Source organism: Pyxidicoccus fallax (genome assembly GCF_012933655.1).
Classification (GTDB): domain Bacteria; phylum Myxococcota; class Myxococcia; order Myxococcales; family Myxococcaceae; genus Myxococcus; species Myxococcus fallax.
On record NZ_JABBJJ010000066.1, the window covers coordinates 1 to 16896 of the forward strand.

Here is a 16896-nt window from a genome sequence, read left to right on the forward strand (position 1 = left end):
CCGCCACCCGGGCCTCGCGCAGCGCCGCCGCCCCGCCCGTCCACCGACTCTCCAAGCGTGGACCCATGCGGGACGAAAGCACCGCTCGTGCGAACTCCCGGACCACCGGCTCCATTTCGGGCCTCTGGGTAGCAGGACCCACCACCAACACCCACCCGCGCTCCGTCTCCACCCGCCGGATGCTGCCCTCGGCGTCGAGCAGATTAACCACCACTCGCAGGGCGGGCTTGCCTTCCGGCAGTCCCAGGAGTCGGGCCGCCTGTTGAATGGGCGCATCCAACATTGGCAGCCAGGCCCTCTGTTCCGCGCGGTACAGGTCCAGGGTGTCCGCGCGCAGCTCCGCCACCGGCCACTCCGCCTCCACCTGGGCCAGCAGCGCCTCCAGTCCGTCCAGGCTCCGGGCCGCCCCGGACGCCTGCGGGCCGCCGAGCAGCCGCGCCAGGTAGGCCTCCAGCGGCACGGGGTGGGCGTCGAAGAAGGCCTGGGCCCGGGCGAGCACCGCGGGAGAGGCCGTCACCAGCGCCTCGCGCACGCGGGTGCGGGCCGGGCCGTAGCGGTATGCGGGCACCGGGTGCTCGCGGTACCGCGGGCCCGCGTCGTACCCGAGCCGGTTCAGCAGGGCGAACAGGGTGAAGACGCGGACATCCGCGCGGACCTCCAGCCCCGCCGCGGTGTACACGCTGGAGAACCAGTCCTCCGCCGGGGCCGACGCCACGGGGGCCGGAGCGCGCGTCTGCGCGTACACGGGCCCGGAAGCTCCGAGCAGGCTGAAGATGGCCAGGAGGTGGGCACGCATTCCGTGCCCGACGCTAGCACGACCCCGTCAGACGGCCGGCGCCTTTCCAACCAGCGTGCGCAGCATGTCCCGGTTGTCGCGCGCCTTCTGCCCGAAGTAGCTGACGATGCCCATCAGCAGCTTCACGCAGGCCTGCGGCTTGGAAGCCAGAAGCTTCTGGAAATCCGAGGCTCGAATCTCCAGGGCGGACACGTCGGTGACGGCGGTGGCGGTGCACAGCCGCTCGCCCTTCTGGACGAGGGCCAGCTCGCCGAGGGGCTCTCCGGCGCCCACCTCGCCCAGGGGCACGTCCTCGCCCGAGGCGCTCCTGGCGCTCAGGCGCACGGTGCCCTCGCCGACGATGAGGAGCGACTCGCCCGTCTTGCCCTCGGCGAACAGAGTGGTTCCCTTGGGGAAGGCCCGAGCCACCGCCACTCCGGCGAAGATCTGGATGCCGGTATCGGTGAACCCCTTGAAGATCGGGCACGCCTTGAGCGTGGTCGCGGGCACGAGAGCCATGCGGGGAACTCCTAACACGGGGCGCGGGACCCCGCGAGTCACCGGCGGACGCGGTGCTCCGCGGCAAGCTGCACGTACCCCTCGGCGGACTTGCGGAGGAACGCCCGCTCCTCCTCGGTGATGGGCCGCTTCACCTTGGCGGGCGAGCCCACCACCAGGGAGCCCGGAGGCACCTTCGTCCCGGGTGTCAGCAATGCCCCGGCGCCGATGATGCACTCGTCCCCCACCTCGACGCCGTCCATGAGGATGGCGCCCATGCCGACGAGCACCCGGTTCCCCACCACGCAGCCGTGGAGGATGACGCGGTGACCCACGGTGACGTCATCGCCCACGTGGGTGGAGTGCTTGTCGGTGGTGACGTGGATGACGGTGAGGTCCTGGATGTTGGTGCGCTGGCCGATGCGGATGGGATTGACGTCCCCGCGCACCACGGCGTTGAACCAGACGGAGGAGTCCTCGCCCAGCTCCACGTCGCCGATGACCTGGGCGGAGTCCTCCACGAAGCAGCTCGGGTGTACGCGGGGGAGCCCCCCGCGGAACGGCCTCAACGCCATGAGTAGACCTCCTGCGCGACGACGGGACGGCGGAGGCGGACGACTCAGGCCTCCGCGACGACGTGGAACGGCGAGGCGGCGGGAGCCACCGGCAGCGGCTCCACGGTGGGCAGCGACAGCACGGACACCTGGTTGCCGGCGAGCTGGTTGGGCGTGGCGCGCTCCACCTTCACCTTGACGATGGCGCCCGCGGGGGCGTCGCCGTCGAAGTTGACGGTGCGGTTCTCCGGCGTGCGGCCGAAGCGCTTGGTGGCGTCGTAGCGCGAGTGGCCCTCCACCAGCACCTCCACCTCGGAGCCCACCAGCGCGGCGGTGATCTCCCCGCTGATCTTCCGCTGCAGCTTCTGCAGGCGCTCCAGGCGGGCGATCTTCACCTCGTGCGGCACGGGGCCCCACTCGTTCTCACGCAGGGCCGCGCCCGTCTTGGGACGGGGGCTGAAGACGAAGGAGAACTGGTTGTCGTAGCGGACCTGCTCGGTCAGCTTCATCGTCATCTCGAACTCTTCCTCGGTCTCTCCGGGGAAGCCCACGATGATGTCGGTGGTGACGGCGATGCCCGGCCGCGCGGCGCGCAGCTTCTCCAGCCGCTCCAGGTACTGCACCACGGTGTAGTCGCGGCGCATCATCTTCAGGATGCGGTCGCTGCCGCACTGCACGGGCAGGTGGAAGTGCGGAGCAATCTTGGGCTGGGTGCGGAAGGCTTCGATCAGCTCGTCGGACAGGTCATGCGGGTGGCTGGTGGTGAAGCGCACGCGCTCGATGCCCGGCACCTCGGCGGTGCGCAGGAGCAGCTGGGCGAAGGAGATGCCGCCCGCGTACGAGTTCACGTTCTGGCCGATGAGCGTCACCTCGCGCACGCCCACCTTGGCCAGGTCGGCGACTTCCACGAGCACATCCGGGAAGGCGCGGCTGACCTCGCGGCCGCGGGTGTGGGGGACGACGCAGAACGAGCAGACGTTGTCGCAGCCCTTCATCACCGTGACGAACTCGGTGACCTTGCCGCGGGACGTCTCCGGGTCGGCGCGGGGGAAGACGTACTCCTCCGAGTGGACGAAGGCGGCCTCCACCACGCGCGCGCGGTCCTCGGAGACGCGGCCGATGATGTCCGGCAGCTTCGCGATGTTGTCGGGGCCGAAGACGAAGTCCAGGTACGGCACCTTCTTGAGGAGCTTGTCCTTCTCCTGCTGCGCCACGCACCCGCCCACGCCGATGAGCGCGCCCCGGCTGGCCTTCACCGGCTTGTAGCGGCCCAGGGCGGACAGCATCTTGTCCTCGGCCTTCTCGCGGATGGCGCAGGTGTTGAGGATGATGAGGTCCGCGTTGTCGGGCACCGGAGTCGGCTCGTAGGACATCTTCGCCAGCACCTCGCTCATGCGGAGCGAGTCGTTGACGTTCATCTGGCAGCCGAAGGTGTGGATGAAGTAGCGCTTCATGGGGGAACCCTGAGGAAGAACGTGCCCTTATGCGATGGCCGGGGCCGGAATGCAACCCGACGGACGGCCCGGCTCATCCCCGACTGAGCAGGCGCGTCAGGCGGGTGTGGAGGTCCAGCAGCTCCGGCTCGCGGGAGCGCAGCAGGGCCAGGGTGTCCGCGCCGTAGCGGCGGGCCAGGGCCTCGGTGGCGGTCTCCTGCTTCGTCAGCTCCTCGCGGAGCTTCTCGCGCAGCTCCTCCACCGTGGCGCCCGTCTGGCCCTCGATCTGGCGGAGCTTGTCCTGAAGCTTCTGGGCGGCCCAGCGCCGGCCGCTGAAGGCACGGAGGATGGCGGTGCCCTGCTCCGCCTTCTTGGAGTCCAGGCCGGAGGCCGTCAGGGCCTCGGAGTGGGCGCGGACGAGCGCCTCCGTGCCCTTCCCCGCCTCGGCGTGGGAGACGTAGGTACGCAGGTAGCGGACCAGGGAGTCGAGCAGGGCCCCGTCCACCGGCAGGTACGCCATGCGCAGCGTGCGGTCGTCGGCGGCGTCCAACTGGGTGGAGCGCTCGAAGTTGGGGACGTCCTGATAGCCAGCGTCGTCGAAGAGGGAGGGTGCCATGGGAGTTCGTTCCTGCCGCTTCTAACAGCCACGAAGCGCGGTTGTACGCCCTACCTGGACTCGAAGGCCCGGCGCGTCAAGCACGGATTTTCCCGCGAGTAATCCCTATTCCACACTCCGGGTGCGACCTCCGGACACCCGGAAGGGGCGAGCACGGGCCACGTGCCCGCCCCCTTTCCGCGCTCAGGCGCCCTTCTTCGCCATGCCCGGCAGCACGTGCCGGTGGAAGAGGAGGTCACGCAGGACGTCGTCACCGCCCTCGACGATGGAGACGTAGCGCATGTCCCGCACGAGCTTCCCGATGAGCGAGTCCTCGGTGTAGCCGAGCCCGCCGAACATCTCCGAGCCCACGCTGGCGATCTTCCAGCCGAGCTGGCCGCAGATCATCTTCGCGACGATGACCGACTTCAGCGACCCGGCGGACAGCATCGCGTCCGGCTCGTTGGCGAGCGCGTCGTACTGCCGCGCGGCCGTCTTGCAGGCGCCGCGCATGACCTCGATCTCCATCTCCATCTGACCGAGCTTCGCCGCGAAGACGTCGTTGCGCAGGAGGGTCCCCTCCTTCAGCGCCTTGTCCTTCGCGTACTCCAGGCACAGGTCGCGGATCCGCCGGGAGATGCCGATGGCCGTCGCGGCGATCAACGTCCGGCTGGGGTTCAGCCCCACCTCCAGGATGCGCACGCCATTGGGCTCGAGCGCCGCGTCCAGCGGTACGCGGCAGTCCTGGAAGCTGACCTGGTAGTTGGCGGAGCCGCGCACGCCAATCACCGGCCAGCGGCGCTCGACCTTCACGCCGGGCAGCGACTTGGGGTTGCGCAGCAGCAGCGCCTTGAAGCCGGCCGTCTCGTCCGGCGCCTTGGCGATGACCATCCACCAGTCCGCGAAGCCCGCGTTGGTGGAGAAGTACTTCTCCCCGTTGATGACGTAGGTGTTGCCGGCGCGCTTCGCGGTCGTCGAGAGGTTGAGCAGCTCGCTGCCCGCGACGCGCTCGCTGCCGAGCGTGGCCGAGGTGATGCCGGCCTCGCCCATGGGACGCAGGAAGCGCTCCTTCTGCTCGGGGCTGCCGAACAGCGAGACGGCGCTGGAGCCGATGACGGCGATGAAGAGCGTGAAGGCCAGGCCCGCGTCGCCGTAGGCCAGCTCCTCGACGATGTCGACGCTCTCCTCGAGCGAGAGGCCGTGCCCACCGTAGGCCTTGGGCACCCACCAGTTGGCGAGCCCCAGGTCCTGGAACTCGGTGTAGCCGCGCACCGGCGGGTTGGGCAGCGAGTCGTACACCTTCTCGTTGCCGAGGACCCGCTCCTTCACGAACTGCTTCACCTGCGTGATGACTGGACTGGTCATGGTTTCTTCGAGGCCGTGATGCCCGGCCATCCTCAAGGTTGGGACATGCGGTGGGAGTGGCTGAGGCCGCTGACGGCCGCCTCGGCACCCGCCGGAACCATCCGCATCGCGAGCAGCTCATGGAGGTGCGTGTCGACGAGCTGCATGATCTCGGCGTTGCGCTCCACGATGAAGTCGTGATCTCCGGAGAGCAGGTGCAGGCGGAAGCGGCCCGAGGTGTGCTGCTCCAGTGCCTGGACGTGCTGCAGGCTGACGAGCGAGTCGTCCGGGCTGGCGATGGCGACGATGGGCGCGGTGACCTTCGAGTGCGGCTCCGCCGAGCCGGCGGGCACCAGGCCCATGGTGTCGGCGATGCTCCGGTCCGCGCGGCCGTCGGAGTGGATCTGCTCGGCGGGCCGAGCGTACCCCGCGACGTTGCGCATGAAGAGCTTCGCCGCCAGCTCGCCCACGATGGTGTCGTCGGCGGACTGCAGGAGGGCCACGCTGCCGCCCACCATGAACAGGGCCAGCGGATCCGGCGCCCCGGAGCGGGTGGCGAGCTCCACGGCCGCGCCCATGACGTACCGGACGCCCAGGCTCATGCCGACGAGCGCGTACGGCACGTCGGAGAGCCCCTGGATGAGCGCCGCGGCCTCCTGGACGTAGCGCCGGCCCGGAGCCTCCTCGGAAGCGAGGCTGCGGTCGTGCCACAGGGCGACGACCTCCACGTCACCCCACTCCGGCCGCTCCGCCCAGGCGCGGAAGGCCTCGGGGGAGCCGCCCACGCCGTGGAAGCAGAAGAGCCGGGCCCTGGGCTTCACGACGGGACGGGGACGGATGACGTGGACGAACGACTTGCCCTTGGCCTCCGGCTCGCCGTTCGCGTCGACCTTCACGAGGCCTGCCTCGTCGAGCAGCCAGCGCGTGATGGCCCGCACCGTCGGGTAGCTCCACCCCAGGGCCGCCGGCGTGGCGACGTCCAGCGTGGCCTCGATGCGGTTGCGCAGCTCCAGGCCCATCAGCGAGTCCATGCCCAGGCTCCGGAGCGGAGCGTCGACATCCACCCGGGCCTCGGGCAGGCGCAGCACCCGGGCCACCTGGGCGCGAAGCACGTCGTGCAGCAGCTCCACCCGGGCCTCCGGCTCGGCGGCGGCGAGGCGCTGGAGGACAGCGGGGTCTCCGGCACGCCGGCTTGCTCCCGCGCGACGGGCCGCCAGCAGCCGTGACAGCACGCGCGAGGACGTCAGCGCCGGATAGAACTCCACCCACTTCGGCACGTCGATGGGCAGCACCGCGGTCTGCGTGCGGTCAGCCTCGATGAGGCGGCCGAGGGCGGACAGGCCCTCGGCGGGAGTCATGCTGCGGATGCCGCGAGACGCGAAGCGCGCGCCGCGGTTCTCCTGCGCCGCGGCCTGACCCACGTCGGAGAACGCACCCCAGTCGATGCTCAGCGCCGGGAGGCCCTTCGCCCTGCGGTGATGCGCGAGGGCATCCTGGAAGGCGTTGGCCGCGGCGTAGTTGCCCTGACCCGGCGAGCCCATGAAGCCCGCCGCCGAGGCGTACATGACGAAGAAGTCCAGCGGCGTCCCGAGCGTCAGCTCGTGCAGGTGCAGGGAGCCCAGGACCTTCGGCGCCATGACCGTGCGCATCCGCGCGGGGGTCTGCTGCGCCAGCAGTCCGTCATCGAGCACGACCGCCGCGTGGATGATTCCGCGCAGCGGCAGCCCCGACGCGGCCACCTCGGCGAGGACGCGCTCGACCTGCGCGCGCTCCGCCACGTCCGCGCGGGCCACCGTCACGCGGGCGCCCTTCTCCCTCAGCGCGGCCACGGCCGCCTGCTGGGCGGGGCTCTCCGCGCCGGAGCGGCCCACCAACACCAGGTGCCCCGCGCCCTGCTCCACCAGCCAGCCGGCTAGGCTGAGCCCCAGTCCACCGAGGCCGCCGGTCACCAGATAGCTGCCGTCCGCGCGGATGGGCACGCGAGGCCGGGCCGGGACGAGGACCTGGGCGGATGCATCATCGAGCGTGAGCGCCACCTGCTCCACGAGGTGCCCCTGCTCCAGCTTCCGGAACGCATCAGCGGCCCGGGAGATGGGGAAGGACTCCTCCGGCAGTGGCCGCAGCACGCCCTGGGCGAGCAGCTCCGACACCTCCTTCAGCAGGGCCGCGAACCGCGAGGGACGCCGCTCGGCCAGCCCCCCGAGGTCGACGGTGCTGAAGGTGCTGCCCTTCTCGAGCAGGGCGGGACTCAGCGACGGGGTCGCCCCCAGCGCGATGAAGCGGCCATCGGCGGCCAGGGCCGGGAGGCTCGCGCCCGTGGCTCCGCCCGACAGGACGATGTCCGCGCCCTCGCCCTGGGTCGCCGCGAGCACCTGCTCGGCGAGGTCCGGGGCGTTCGCGTCCATCACCTTCATGACGCCCTGCTCTCGCAGCCACGCACGCCAGGCGTCGGTGGCCGCGGTGGCGAGCACCTCCGCGCCGAGGTGACGCGCGACCTGCACGGCGGCCAGAGCCGCGCCACCCGAAGCCGCGTGGATGAGGACCCGCTCGCCCGCCCGGAGATGACCCAGGTGGACGAGGCCGTACCACGCCGTCAGGAACGCGGACGTCTGCGCCGCGGCCTGGGCGGCGCTCAACGTCGCGGGACGCGGCGCCACCCGCCGGGCATCGACGGTGACGTGGGTGCCGAGGCTGAACGGCGCGACGGCGACCACCTCCTGGCCCACCGCGAGAGCCTCCACGCCCTCACCCACGGCGACGACCCGGCCGGCGAAGCCGCCGCCCCTCGCCACCGTCTCCTTGCGGACGTCGACGGCGTCGAGCCCCGCCGCCTCGACGGCGAGTTCGACCTCGCCCCGAGCCGGCGCGCGCCGCTCCGTGGCCCGGAGGACCAGGTGGTCCAGCTCACCGGGCGCGTCGTTCTCCAGCCGGAAGGGCTGGTTGCCCGCGGGCGCGAGCTGCTCCCGGGCCGTCTCCTCCAGGGGCTTGTGGATGATTCGCGCCACGTGCCGCGTCCCGGCGCGGAAGGCAATCTCCTCCTCGGCGTCGTCGCCGAGGAGCTCGGCCACGAGCCCTTCGACCTCCTCCTCGGGCCGCGCCGGATCCAGGTCGACCCGGGCGCAGCGCAGCTCCGCGTGCTCCGCGCCGATGGTGCGGGCCAGGCCGAGCAGCGGCGACTGCGTCACGCTGACCTCGCCCGCGGAGACCGCCTGCGCTCCCCGGGTGACGAGCCACAGCCGCGGGGCATTGCTCGCGCCCATGGCCGCCAGGGCATGCACCGTGGCGAGCACGCTGTCATAGCCGCGCACCAGTCCGGCCTCGACCGTCCCGACGTCGAGCCCGGAGCCCACGTCGAGGCTCCCCAGGTGCACCACGGCCGTCGGGGCCTTCCCGTCGAAGGCCTCGGCCAGCTTCAGGTCTCCGGTCTGGTGGACGACCGCGTGGCCCGCGGCCTCCAGCGCGCCGCGCAGCGACACGCCGAGCCCACCGCCCGAGCCGAGCAGCAGCCAGCGACCCGCCTTCGCCTTCGCCGCGGGAATCGCGGAGGGCTCCCAGACGAGCTCCAGGTACTTGTCGTCGTCCTCGCGCCGGGTCGCCGTCTGCGCCAGCCGCTGCACCACCAGCCCGGTGATTTCGGCGACCACCGCGCCCGTGCCGTCCACGATGCGCACGTCGACGCTCCGCCGGTCGGGGACCTGGGGTCCCGGGCTCAGGCGTGCATGGCTCCACAGCTCACCCGACGGACGCTTCCACAGCCGCAACGCGCCCACCTCCGCGAGCACCCACGGGGTCTTCTCCGTGGTGGCCGCGACGGCGCCGCCCATCGCCTGGAAGCAGGCGTCCAGCAGTGCCGGATGGATGCGGTACGCCGCCGCCGAGCCGGCCGCCTCGGGCAGCCGCACCCGGCCCAGTGCCTCACCCTCCCCTGGCCACAGCTCGGTGAGGCCCTGGAAGGCGGGCCCGAAGCCGAGCCCCGGCTCACTGAGGGCGGCGTAGATGGTCGCAGCGGGGATGCTGGCTCCGAGCCGGGCGCGGAGTGCTTCCACGTCCAGCGTCTCCGGAGCCTCGGCGTCCTGGACGCGTCGCACGGCCGCGCGGGCGTGCACCCGGAAGGACATGGCGTCCGAGCCCGGCACCTGGCTGGCCACCTGGAAGCGCAGCCGTCCGGGCTGCTCCTCGGTGGTCACCACCTGCACCGGCACCGGAGCGTCGCCCGGGAAGGCCAGCGCCTCGGCGAACACCGCGTGGGTGACCTCGATGGGCCCGTCACCCAGGGCCTCGGCCCCGGACGACAGCGCCATCTCCAGGTACCCCGTCCCCGGGAAGATCACCGCGCCCTGCACCCGGTGGTCTCCGAGCCACGGCAGGCGCTTCGGCTCCACGGTCGTCTCCCACAGGCGCGTGCCCGCCTGCGTCGAGACCGCCACGCCCTCGCCCAGGAGCGGATGACCGCCCGCGTGAGCACGGCGGCCGCCGCGCACGGGCGCCTCGTCCGGCGTCTCGATCCAGTACCGCTCACGCTGCCAGGCGTACGTCGGCAGCGCCACGCGACGGCCACCGGCCGGGAACTGCCGCTCCCACGCCACCGGGTAGCCCTGCGTCCACAGCGCGCCCAGCGCCTCCAGCAGCGCGCCACGCTCCTCCTGCCCACGACGGAGCGAGCCCACCACCGCGCCGTCGCGCTCGGACGCGCGCCGCATCTCCTCCACCGACGTCGTCAGGATGGGATGCGGGCTCATCTCGATGAAGAGCCCGTGCCCGCCCTTCAGCAGCTCCTGCACCGCGTCCGCGAAGCGCACCGGCTGGCGGAGGTTGTCCGTCCAGTAGTTCGCCAACAGCTCCTCGCCCTTGACCAGCTCGCCCGTCACCGTCGAGCGCATCGCCACCGTTGCCTTCTTCGGCGACAGCTTGCTCAGCGCCGCCAGCAGATCCTCGCGCAGCGGCTCCACCTGCGGACTGTGGCTCGCCACGTCCACCTTCACGCGCCGGCAGAAGACCTGCTTCGCCTCCAGCGCCGCCAGCACCTCGGCCAGCGCCTTCGGGTCTCCGGCAATCACCGTCGAGCGCGGGCTGTTGCTCACCGCCACGCTCAGCCGGTCCTCGTAGCCGCTCAGCGCTGCTTCCGCCTCGGGGCGCGACAGCTCCACCACGGCCATCTCGCCCTGGCCGCTGATGCGCCGCAGCAGCACGCTGCGGCGGCAGATGATGGCCACCGCGTCTTCCAGCGACAGCGCGCCGGCCACGTACGCCGCCGCCACCTCGCCCATGCTGTGGCCCACCACCGCGTCGGGCTCCACGCCCCACGCGCGCCACAGCGCCGCCAGCGCCACCTCCACCGCGAAGAGCACCGGCTGCACCACGTCGATGCGGCCCAGCTGCGACGTCGCCTCGTCCGCCGCCAGCTCCTTCAGCAGCGACCAGCCGGCCTCGGCCTGGATGGCCTTGTCGCAGGCCTCCAGCGCCTCGCGGAAGGCGGGCTCTTCCGCCAGGAGCTTGCGGCCCATGCCCAGCCACTGCGAGCCCTGGCCCGGGAAGACGAACACCACCTTGGGCACGCTACCGCTCGGCAGTCGGCCCTGCACCGCGCCCGCCAGCATCTGCCCCTTCGCGGCGGACTCCAGCGCCTCGCGCAGTCCCTCGCGCGAGCTGGCCACCACCGCGAGCCGCTGCTCCATCGCGGCGCGCGTCGTGGCCAGGTTGAAGGCGACATCGCCCAGGCCCTGCTCCGGGTTCGCCTCCACGTGCGCCGCCAGCCGCGCGGCCTGCGCCTCCAGCGCACCCTGGCTGTTGGCCGACAGCACGAACAGCTCCGCCGAGCGCTCCGGCGCGGACGGCACGGGCTGCGGCGCCGGTGCCTCCTCCACGATGACGTGCGCGTTCGTCCCGCTCAGACCGAACGCGCTCACGCCCGCGCGACGCGGACGCCCGCCCTTCGGCCAGGGCACCGCCTGCCGGGGGATGGCCACCGGCAGGGCCTCCCACGGCACGTGCGGGTTCAGCTCGCCGAACGCCGGCTGCGGAGGAATCTGCTCATGGCCGAGCGCGAGGACCGTCTTGAGCAGACCGGTCATGCCCGCCGCCGCCTCCAGGTGTCCGACGTTCGCCTTCACGGCACCCAGCCAGAGCGGCCGGTCCGAGGGGCGGCCCTGCCCGTACACCGCGCCCAGCGCCTGCACTTCAATCGGGTCGCCCAGCACCGTCCCGGTGCCGTGGCACTCCACGAAGTCGACCTCGGCCGGAGGCACCCCGGCCTGCGCCAGCGCGGTCCGCTCCACCGCCTGCTGCGCCGGGCCGCTGGGCACCGTCAGTCCGCTCGCGGGGCCGTCGTGGTTGATGGCCGTGCCGCGAATCACCGCCAGGATGCGGTCGCCGTCGCGCTGCGCGTCACTCAGGCGCTTGAGCACCATCACGACGCAGCCCTCGGCGCGCACGAAGCCGTCGGCCTCGGCGGAGAAGGTCTTGCACTTCCCGTCCGGCGCGAGCACGCGCATGCGCGACGCCGCCACGAAGGCCTCCGGCGAGAACAGCCCGTTGACGCCGGCCACCAGGGCCTGCTCGCACTCGCCCATCCGCAGGCTCAGGCAGCCCGTGTGGAAGGCGACGAGCGACGACGAGCACGCCGTGTCCACGACGAAGGCCGGGCCATGCAGGCCCAGGAAGAAGGACAGCCGTCCCGCCGCGACGCTGCCCAGGTTGCCGGTGGCGCCATACAGGCCATGCGAGTCATCCCGCAGCCGCCACGCGTACTCGTTGGGGCCCACGCCCGCGAAGACGCCCGTCTGGCTTTCGCGCAGCTTCGTCGGGTCCAGTCCCGCGTGCTCCAGCGCCTCCCAGCTCACCTCCAGCAGCAGCCGGTGCTGCGGGTCCAGCGCGATGGCCTCGCGGGGCGAGATGCGGAAGAAGGCCGCATCCAGGCCCGGGACCTCGCGGAGGAAGCCGCCCTTGTTCATGTAGGTACGGCCGCTCGCCTCCGGGTCGGGGTCGTACCAATCCTCCTTCTTCCAGCGCTCGGCCGGCGCCTCGTCCGTGACGATGGCGCCCGAGGTCATGAGCCGCCAGAACGACTCCAGGTCCTCGGCCCCACCCGGCAGCCGGCAGGAGGCGCCCACGATGGCGATGGGCTCCTCGTGCGCCACGGTCCGGGAGGTCTGCACCTCCACCCGGTCCTCCAGGTGCAGCACGTCCGTCACCAGGTGCTTGACCAGCCGGTCCACCGTCGGGTGGTCGAAGGCCAGCGTCGACGACAGCGACACACCCAGGCTCTGCTGCAGGCGGTTGCGGATCTGCACCGCCATCAGCGAGTCCAGGCCCTGGGCCTGGAAGCCGCGCCCCACGTCCAGCTCGTTCGGATCCGTGAAGCCGAGCACCCCAGCCACGCTCCCGCGCACGAGCTCCTGCAGGGCCACGCGGGCCTCCGCGACGGACATGCCTCGGAAGCTCCGCTCCACCTTCTCCGCCGGTGCCGCCGACGCGGAGGTCGACGCGCCGCTCTCCGCGGAGGCGAGGGTGTTGAGCAGGTTGCGCCGCCCACGGGCCGCGTACACCGGCGCGAAGCGCGTCCAGTCCATCCGCGTCACCGTGCGCTGCACGGCGCCGGTGGCCCAGAGCTGCTCGAGCGCGGTCAGCGCGTTCGCGGTGGACATCGGCAGCACGCCAATCTCGTCCATGCGCTCGCGGAACTCCGCGCTCGCCATGCCACCGTCGGCCCACAGGCCCCACGCGATGCTCATCGCCGGCAGCGACTGAGCGCGGCGGTGATACGCCAGCCCGTCCACGAAGGCGTTGGCCGCGGCGTAGGCACCCTGGCCATAGCCACCCCACACCGCCGCGCCGGACGAGAACAGCACGAACAGGTCCAGGGACTTCTCGCGCACCAGTCGGTGCAGCAGCCAGCCACCCGTGACCTTCGAGCGGAGCACCGACTCCAGCTCGCGCTCGCCCGTCTCCAGCATCGGAATCGCGGGACCGATGCCGGCGGCGTGCACGACTCCGCGCAGCGCGGGGTCCATCTCCGAGATGAGCGCGGTCATGGCGTCCACATCCGCCGCGTCCACCGCCTTCACCGTCACCCGCGCGCCCTGCTCTTCCAGCGCCTGGATGGCGGTGATGCGGGCCCGCACGTCCGCGGGCTGCTCCTCGCTCCAGGTGGCCCGCTCGGGGAGCCCGTTCCGGCTGGTCAGCACCAGGTGCCGAGCGCCCCGCTCCACGAGCCAGCGCGCCACGAGCAGACCCACGGCGCCCAGGCCGCCCGTCACGAGGTAGCTGCCCTCCGCCGACAGCGAGACCGGCGCGGCCTCCTTCTCCGGCGGCCTGCGGACGAGCCGCGCGGCATGCCGACGCCCACCGCGGAAGGCGAGCTGGTCCTCCGAGTCCGGCGCCAGCAGCTCCGTCACCACCGAGTCCACGTCGGCCGGATTGCCGGCGGGGTCCAGGTCGATGAGCCCGCCCCAGCTATTGGGGTGCTCCAGCGCCGCGACGCGGCCCATGCCCCACAGCGCGGCCTGCGTGGGCGAGACCGCCGTCTCACTGCCCACGGCGCAGCCACCGCGAGTCACCACCCACAGGCGCGGCTGCTCGGGCCGCGAGGCGAAGGCCTTCAGCAGGCCAACCACCGGCGCCACGGCCTTCTGCGTCACCGACTCGATTTCACCGGGCGACGCCGAGTCCTCCACCCGGGCATCCAGGCCGCCCAGGTAGACGACACCGCGCAGGTCCGCGTGGCCCTCGACGGCGCGATTCGCCTGCTCGGTGACGGCCTCGATTCCCTCCGGGGCCTGCATCACCGTGCACGACTGCCCACGCGACCTCAGCGCCGCGGCCACGGACGTCCCATCCGTCCCCGCGTCCGTCAGCACCAGCCAGTGGCCGTCGCTGGTGGGCGAGGCGTCGGCACGCGCCACCTCGGGCCACTCGATGCGGTAGTACCAGTCCGCCGCGGTGACGGCCGCCGGACGGGCCTGTCCGGGCCGGGGTTCGAGCCAGTACCGCTCGCGCTGCCAGGGGTACGTCGGCAGCGGCACGCGCTGGCACGTCTCCGGGAACAGCTTCTTCCAGTCCAGCGCCCGGCCCTGCACCCACAGCGCGCCGAGGCTCTCCAGCATCGCCGGACGCTCCGGCTGCCCACGGCGCAGCGAGCCGACCGCCGCACCCGGCTTCTCGGCCGACTGGAGCATCTCCTCCATCACCGGCACCAGCACCGGGTGCGGGCTCATCTCCACGAACAGCCCGTGCCCCTCCTCCAGGAGGGCCTGCACCGTGGTGGCGAAGCGCACCGGCTGGCGGAGGTTGTCCGCCCAGTACCCGGCCAGCAGCTCCGGCCCGGCCACCCGCGCGCCCGTCACCGTCGAGCGCATGGGGATGGCCACCTGCCGCGGCTGGAGCGCGGAGAGCGCCGCCAGGAGGTCGTCGCGCAGCGGCTCCACCTGCGGGCTGTGGCTCGCCACGTCCACCTTCACGCGGCGGCAGAAGACCTTCTTCGCCTCCAGCGCGGCCAGCACCTCGGCCAGGGCCGCGGGCTCACCCGCGATGACGGTGGATCGCGGGCTGTTGCTCACCGCCACGCTCAGCCGCCCCTCGTAGCCGGCGAGCGCGGCCTCCGCGTCCGAGTGCGACAGCTCGACCACGGCCATCTCGCCCTGGCCGCTGAGACGCCGCATGAGACGGCTGCGGCGGCAGATGATGGCCACCGCGTCTTCCAGCGACAGCGCGCCCGCGACGTGGGCCGCGGCGACCTCGCCCATGCTGTGGCCGACCACCGCGTCCGGCTCCACGCCCCACGCGCGCCACAGCGCCGTGAGCGCGACGGACATCGCGAAGAGCGCCGGCTGCACCACGTCGATGCGGCCGAGGTTCGACGCGGCCTCCTCGGCCTGGAGCTCCGCGAGCAGGGACCAGCCGGCCTCCGCCTGGATGGCCTTGTCACACGCCTCCAGCGCCTCGCGGAAGACGGGCTCCTCGGCCAGCAGCTTGCGGCCCATGCCCAGCCACTGCGAGCCCTGGCCCGGGAAGACGAACACCACCTTGGGCGCCACGGACGAAGCCGCGCGGCCACGCACCGCGCGGGCCGGCGTCTGCCCCTGCGCCGCCACGTCGAGCGCCTTGAGCAGCTCCTCGCGCGAGCCCGACACCAGCGTCAGCCGGTGCTCCATGGTGCTGCGCGTGGTCGCCAGGCTGAAGGCCACGTCCGACAGCCCCTGCTCCGGATGGGCGTCGAGGTGAGCGCGCAGCTTCGCGGCCTGCGCATCCAGCGCCGCCGCGCTCTTGCCGGAGAGCACGAGCAGCTCCGCCGAGCGCCCTGGGGCCGCCGCCATGGCCGGAGCCGCGGGCGCCTCCTCCAGCACCACGTGGGCATTGGTCCCGCTGATGCCGAACGAGCTCACGCCCGCCAGGCGCGGCCGCTCCGTCCTCGGCCAGGGCTGGTTCTCCGTCGCCAGCGCCAGCGCCGTCCCCTCCAGGCGGATGCGCGGGTTGAGCGTGCGGAAGTTGAGGTTCCTCGGGATGCGCTCGTTGCGGAGCGACAGCACGGCCTTGATGACGCCCGCCACGCCGGCCGCGCCCTCCAGGTGGCCGATGTTGGTCTTCAGCGCGCCCAGCACGCAGTGGCTTCCATCCGCGCGGACGGGGCCCAGCACCGCGCGAAGCGCCTCGACCTCGATGGGGTCACCCAGCGACGTGCCCGTGCCGTGGGTCTCCACGTAGCCGATGTCCGAGGCCTCCGCCCGGGCATTCTTCAGCGCCTCGCGCACCAGCGCCTCCTGCGCGAGTACGTTGGGCGCCGTCAGTCCCGTCGAGCGGCCATCCTGGTTGATGGCCGAGCCGCGAATCAGCGCGAGGATCGGGTCCCCATCGCGCTGGGCGTCGCTCAGGCGCTTGAGGACGACCACGCCGCAGCCCTCGCCTCGGACGTAGCCATTGGCCGAGGCGTCGAAGGTCCGGCACCGCCCGTCCGGCGACAGCGCCTGGGTGCGCGCCATGGCGTCCATCGAGTCGGGCGACAGGAGGATGTTGACGCCCGCCGCCAGCGCCAGGTCGCTCTCGCGCGAGCGCAGGCTGCGGCACGCGAGGTGGACGGCGACCAGCGACGACGAGCAGGCGGTGTCGACGGTGAGGCACGCGCCGCGCAGTCCCAGCGTGTAGGCCAGGCGGCCGGCGGCGACGCTGAGCATGTTGCCGGTGGTGCTGTATGCGTCGCGCTCCTCGCGGGGCTGCGGCCCGACGGTGCTGAAGAGGTACTCGGAGGAGTTGGCGCCGACGAAGACGCCGGTGCGGCTTCCGTCCAGGGACATGGGCGGGACGCGGGCGTGCTCCAGCGCTTCCCAGGTCACCTCCAGCAGCAGGCGGTGCTGCGGGTCGAGCGGCCGCGCCTCACGCGGCGAGATGCCGAAGAAGGCCGCGTCGAAGCGGTCCACCGGCTCGGTCAGCAGCCCCGCCCAGCGAGGCATGTCGTCGCCCGGCTGGACGCCGACCAGCGACCAGCGCGGCTCCAGCGACGTGACGGCGTCGCGGCCGGAGTCGAGCAGCTCCCAGAAGGACTCCGGCGTGTTGGCGCCGCCGGGGAAGCGGCAGCCCATACCGACGATGGCGATGGGCTCGGTCTGCTCCTGCTCCAGCGTGTCGAGCTCGGCTCGGGTCTCGCGAAGGACCTGCGCGGCCTCGCGCAGGCGCTCCAACAGCATGGTCTCACGTTGCGTCGTCATC

General features: G+C 72.5%; 7 protein-coding genes. All 7 read right to left on the reverse strand.

Annotation, left to right across the window (positions count from 1 at the left end):
• Positions 1 to 796 (reverse strand): hypothetical protein (locus HG543_RS16215; protein WP_169345679.1); only part of this gene is annotated, 796 nt, incomplete at its 3' end.
• A gap of 27 nt (positions 797 to 823) precedes the next feature.
• Positions 824 to 1294 carry a Crp/Fnr family transcriptional regulator gene (locus HG543_RS16220; RefSeq protein ID WP_169345680.1) on the reverse strand — a complete coding sequence of 157 codons (471 nt, stop codon included), beginning with the start codon at positions 1292 to 1294 and terminating at the stop codon, positions 824 to 826.
• Positions 1295 to 1332: 38 nt separating this feature from the next.
• Positions 1333 to 1848, reverse strand: coding sequence for a gamma carbonic anhydrase family protein (locus tag HG543_RS16225; protein ID WP_169345681.1), 516 nt, complete (start codon positions 1846 to 1848; stop codon positions 1333 to 1335).
• Between the two features lie 44 nt (positions 1849 to 1892).
• Complete coding sequence (gene miaB, locus HG543_RS16230; RefSeq protein ID WP_169345682.1) at positions 1893 to 3281, reverse strand: tRNA (N6-isopentenyl adenosine(37)-C2)-methylthiotransferase MiaB; 1389 nt, start codon at positions 3279 to 3281, stop codon at positions 1893 to 1895.
• A 73-nt stretch (positions 3282 to 3354) separates the two neighbouring features.
• Positions 3355 to 3876: a hypothetical protein gene (locus tag HG543_RS16235; protein ID WP_169345683.1), complete on the reverse strand. Its 522-nt coding sequence runs from the start codon at positions 3874 to 3876 to the stop codon at positions 3355 to 3357.
• 183 nt (positions 3877 to 4059) lie between these two features.
• Positions 4060 to 5220 (reverse strand): acyl-CoA dehydrogenase family protein, encoded by a 1161-nt coding sequence (locus HG543_RS16240; RefSeq protein WP_169345684.1) that lies wholly within the window; start codon positions 5218 to 5220, stop codon positions 4060 to 4062.
• Between the two features lie 32 nt (positions 5221 to 5252).
• Positions 5253 to 16895 carry a type I polyketide synthase gene (locus HG543_RS16245; RefSeq protein ID WP_169345685.1) on the reverse strand — a complete coding sequence of 3881 codons (11643 nt, stop codon included), beginning with the start codon at positions 16893 to 16895 and terminating at the stop codon, positions 5253 to 5255.
• Position 16896: the final 1 nt, after the last annotated feature.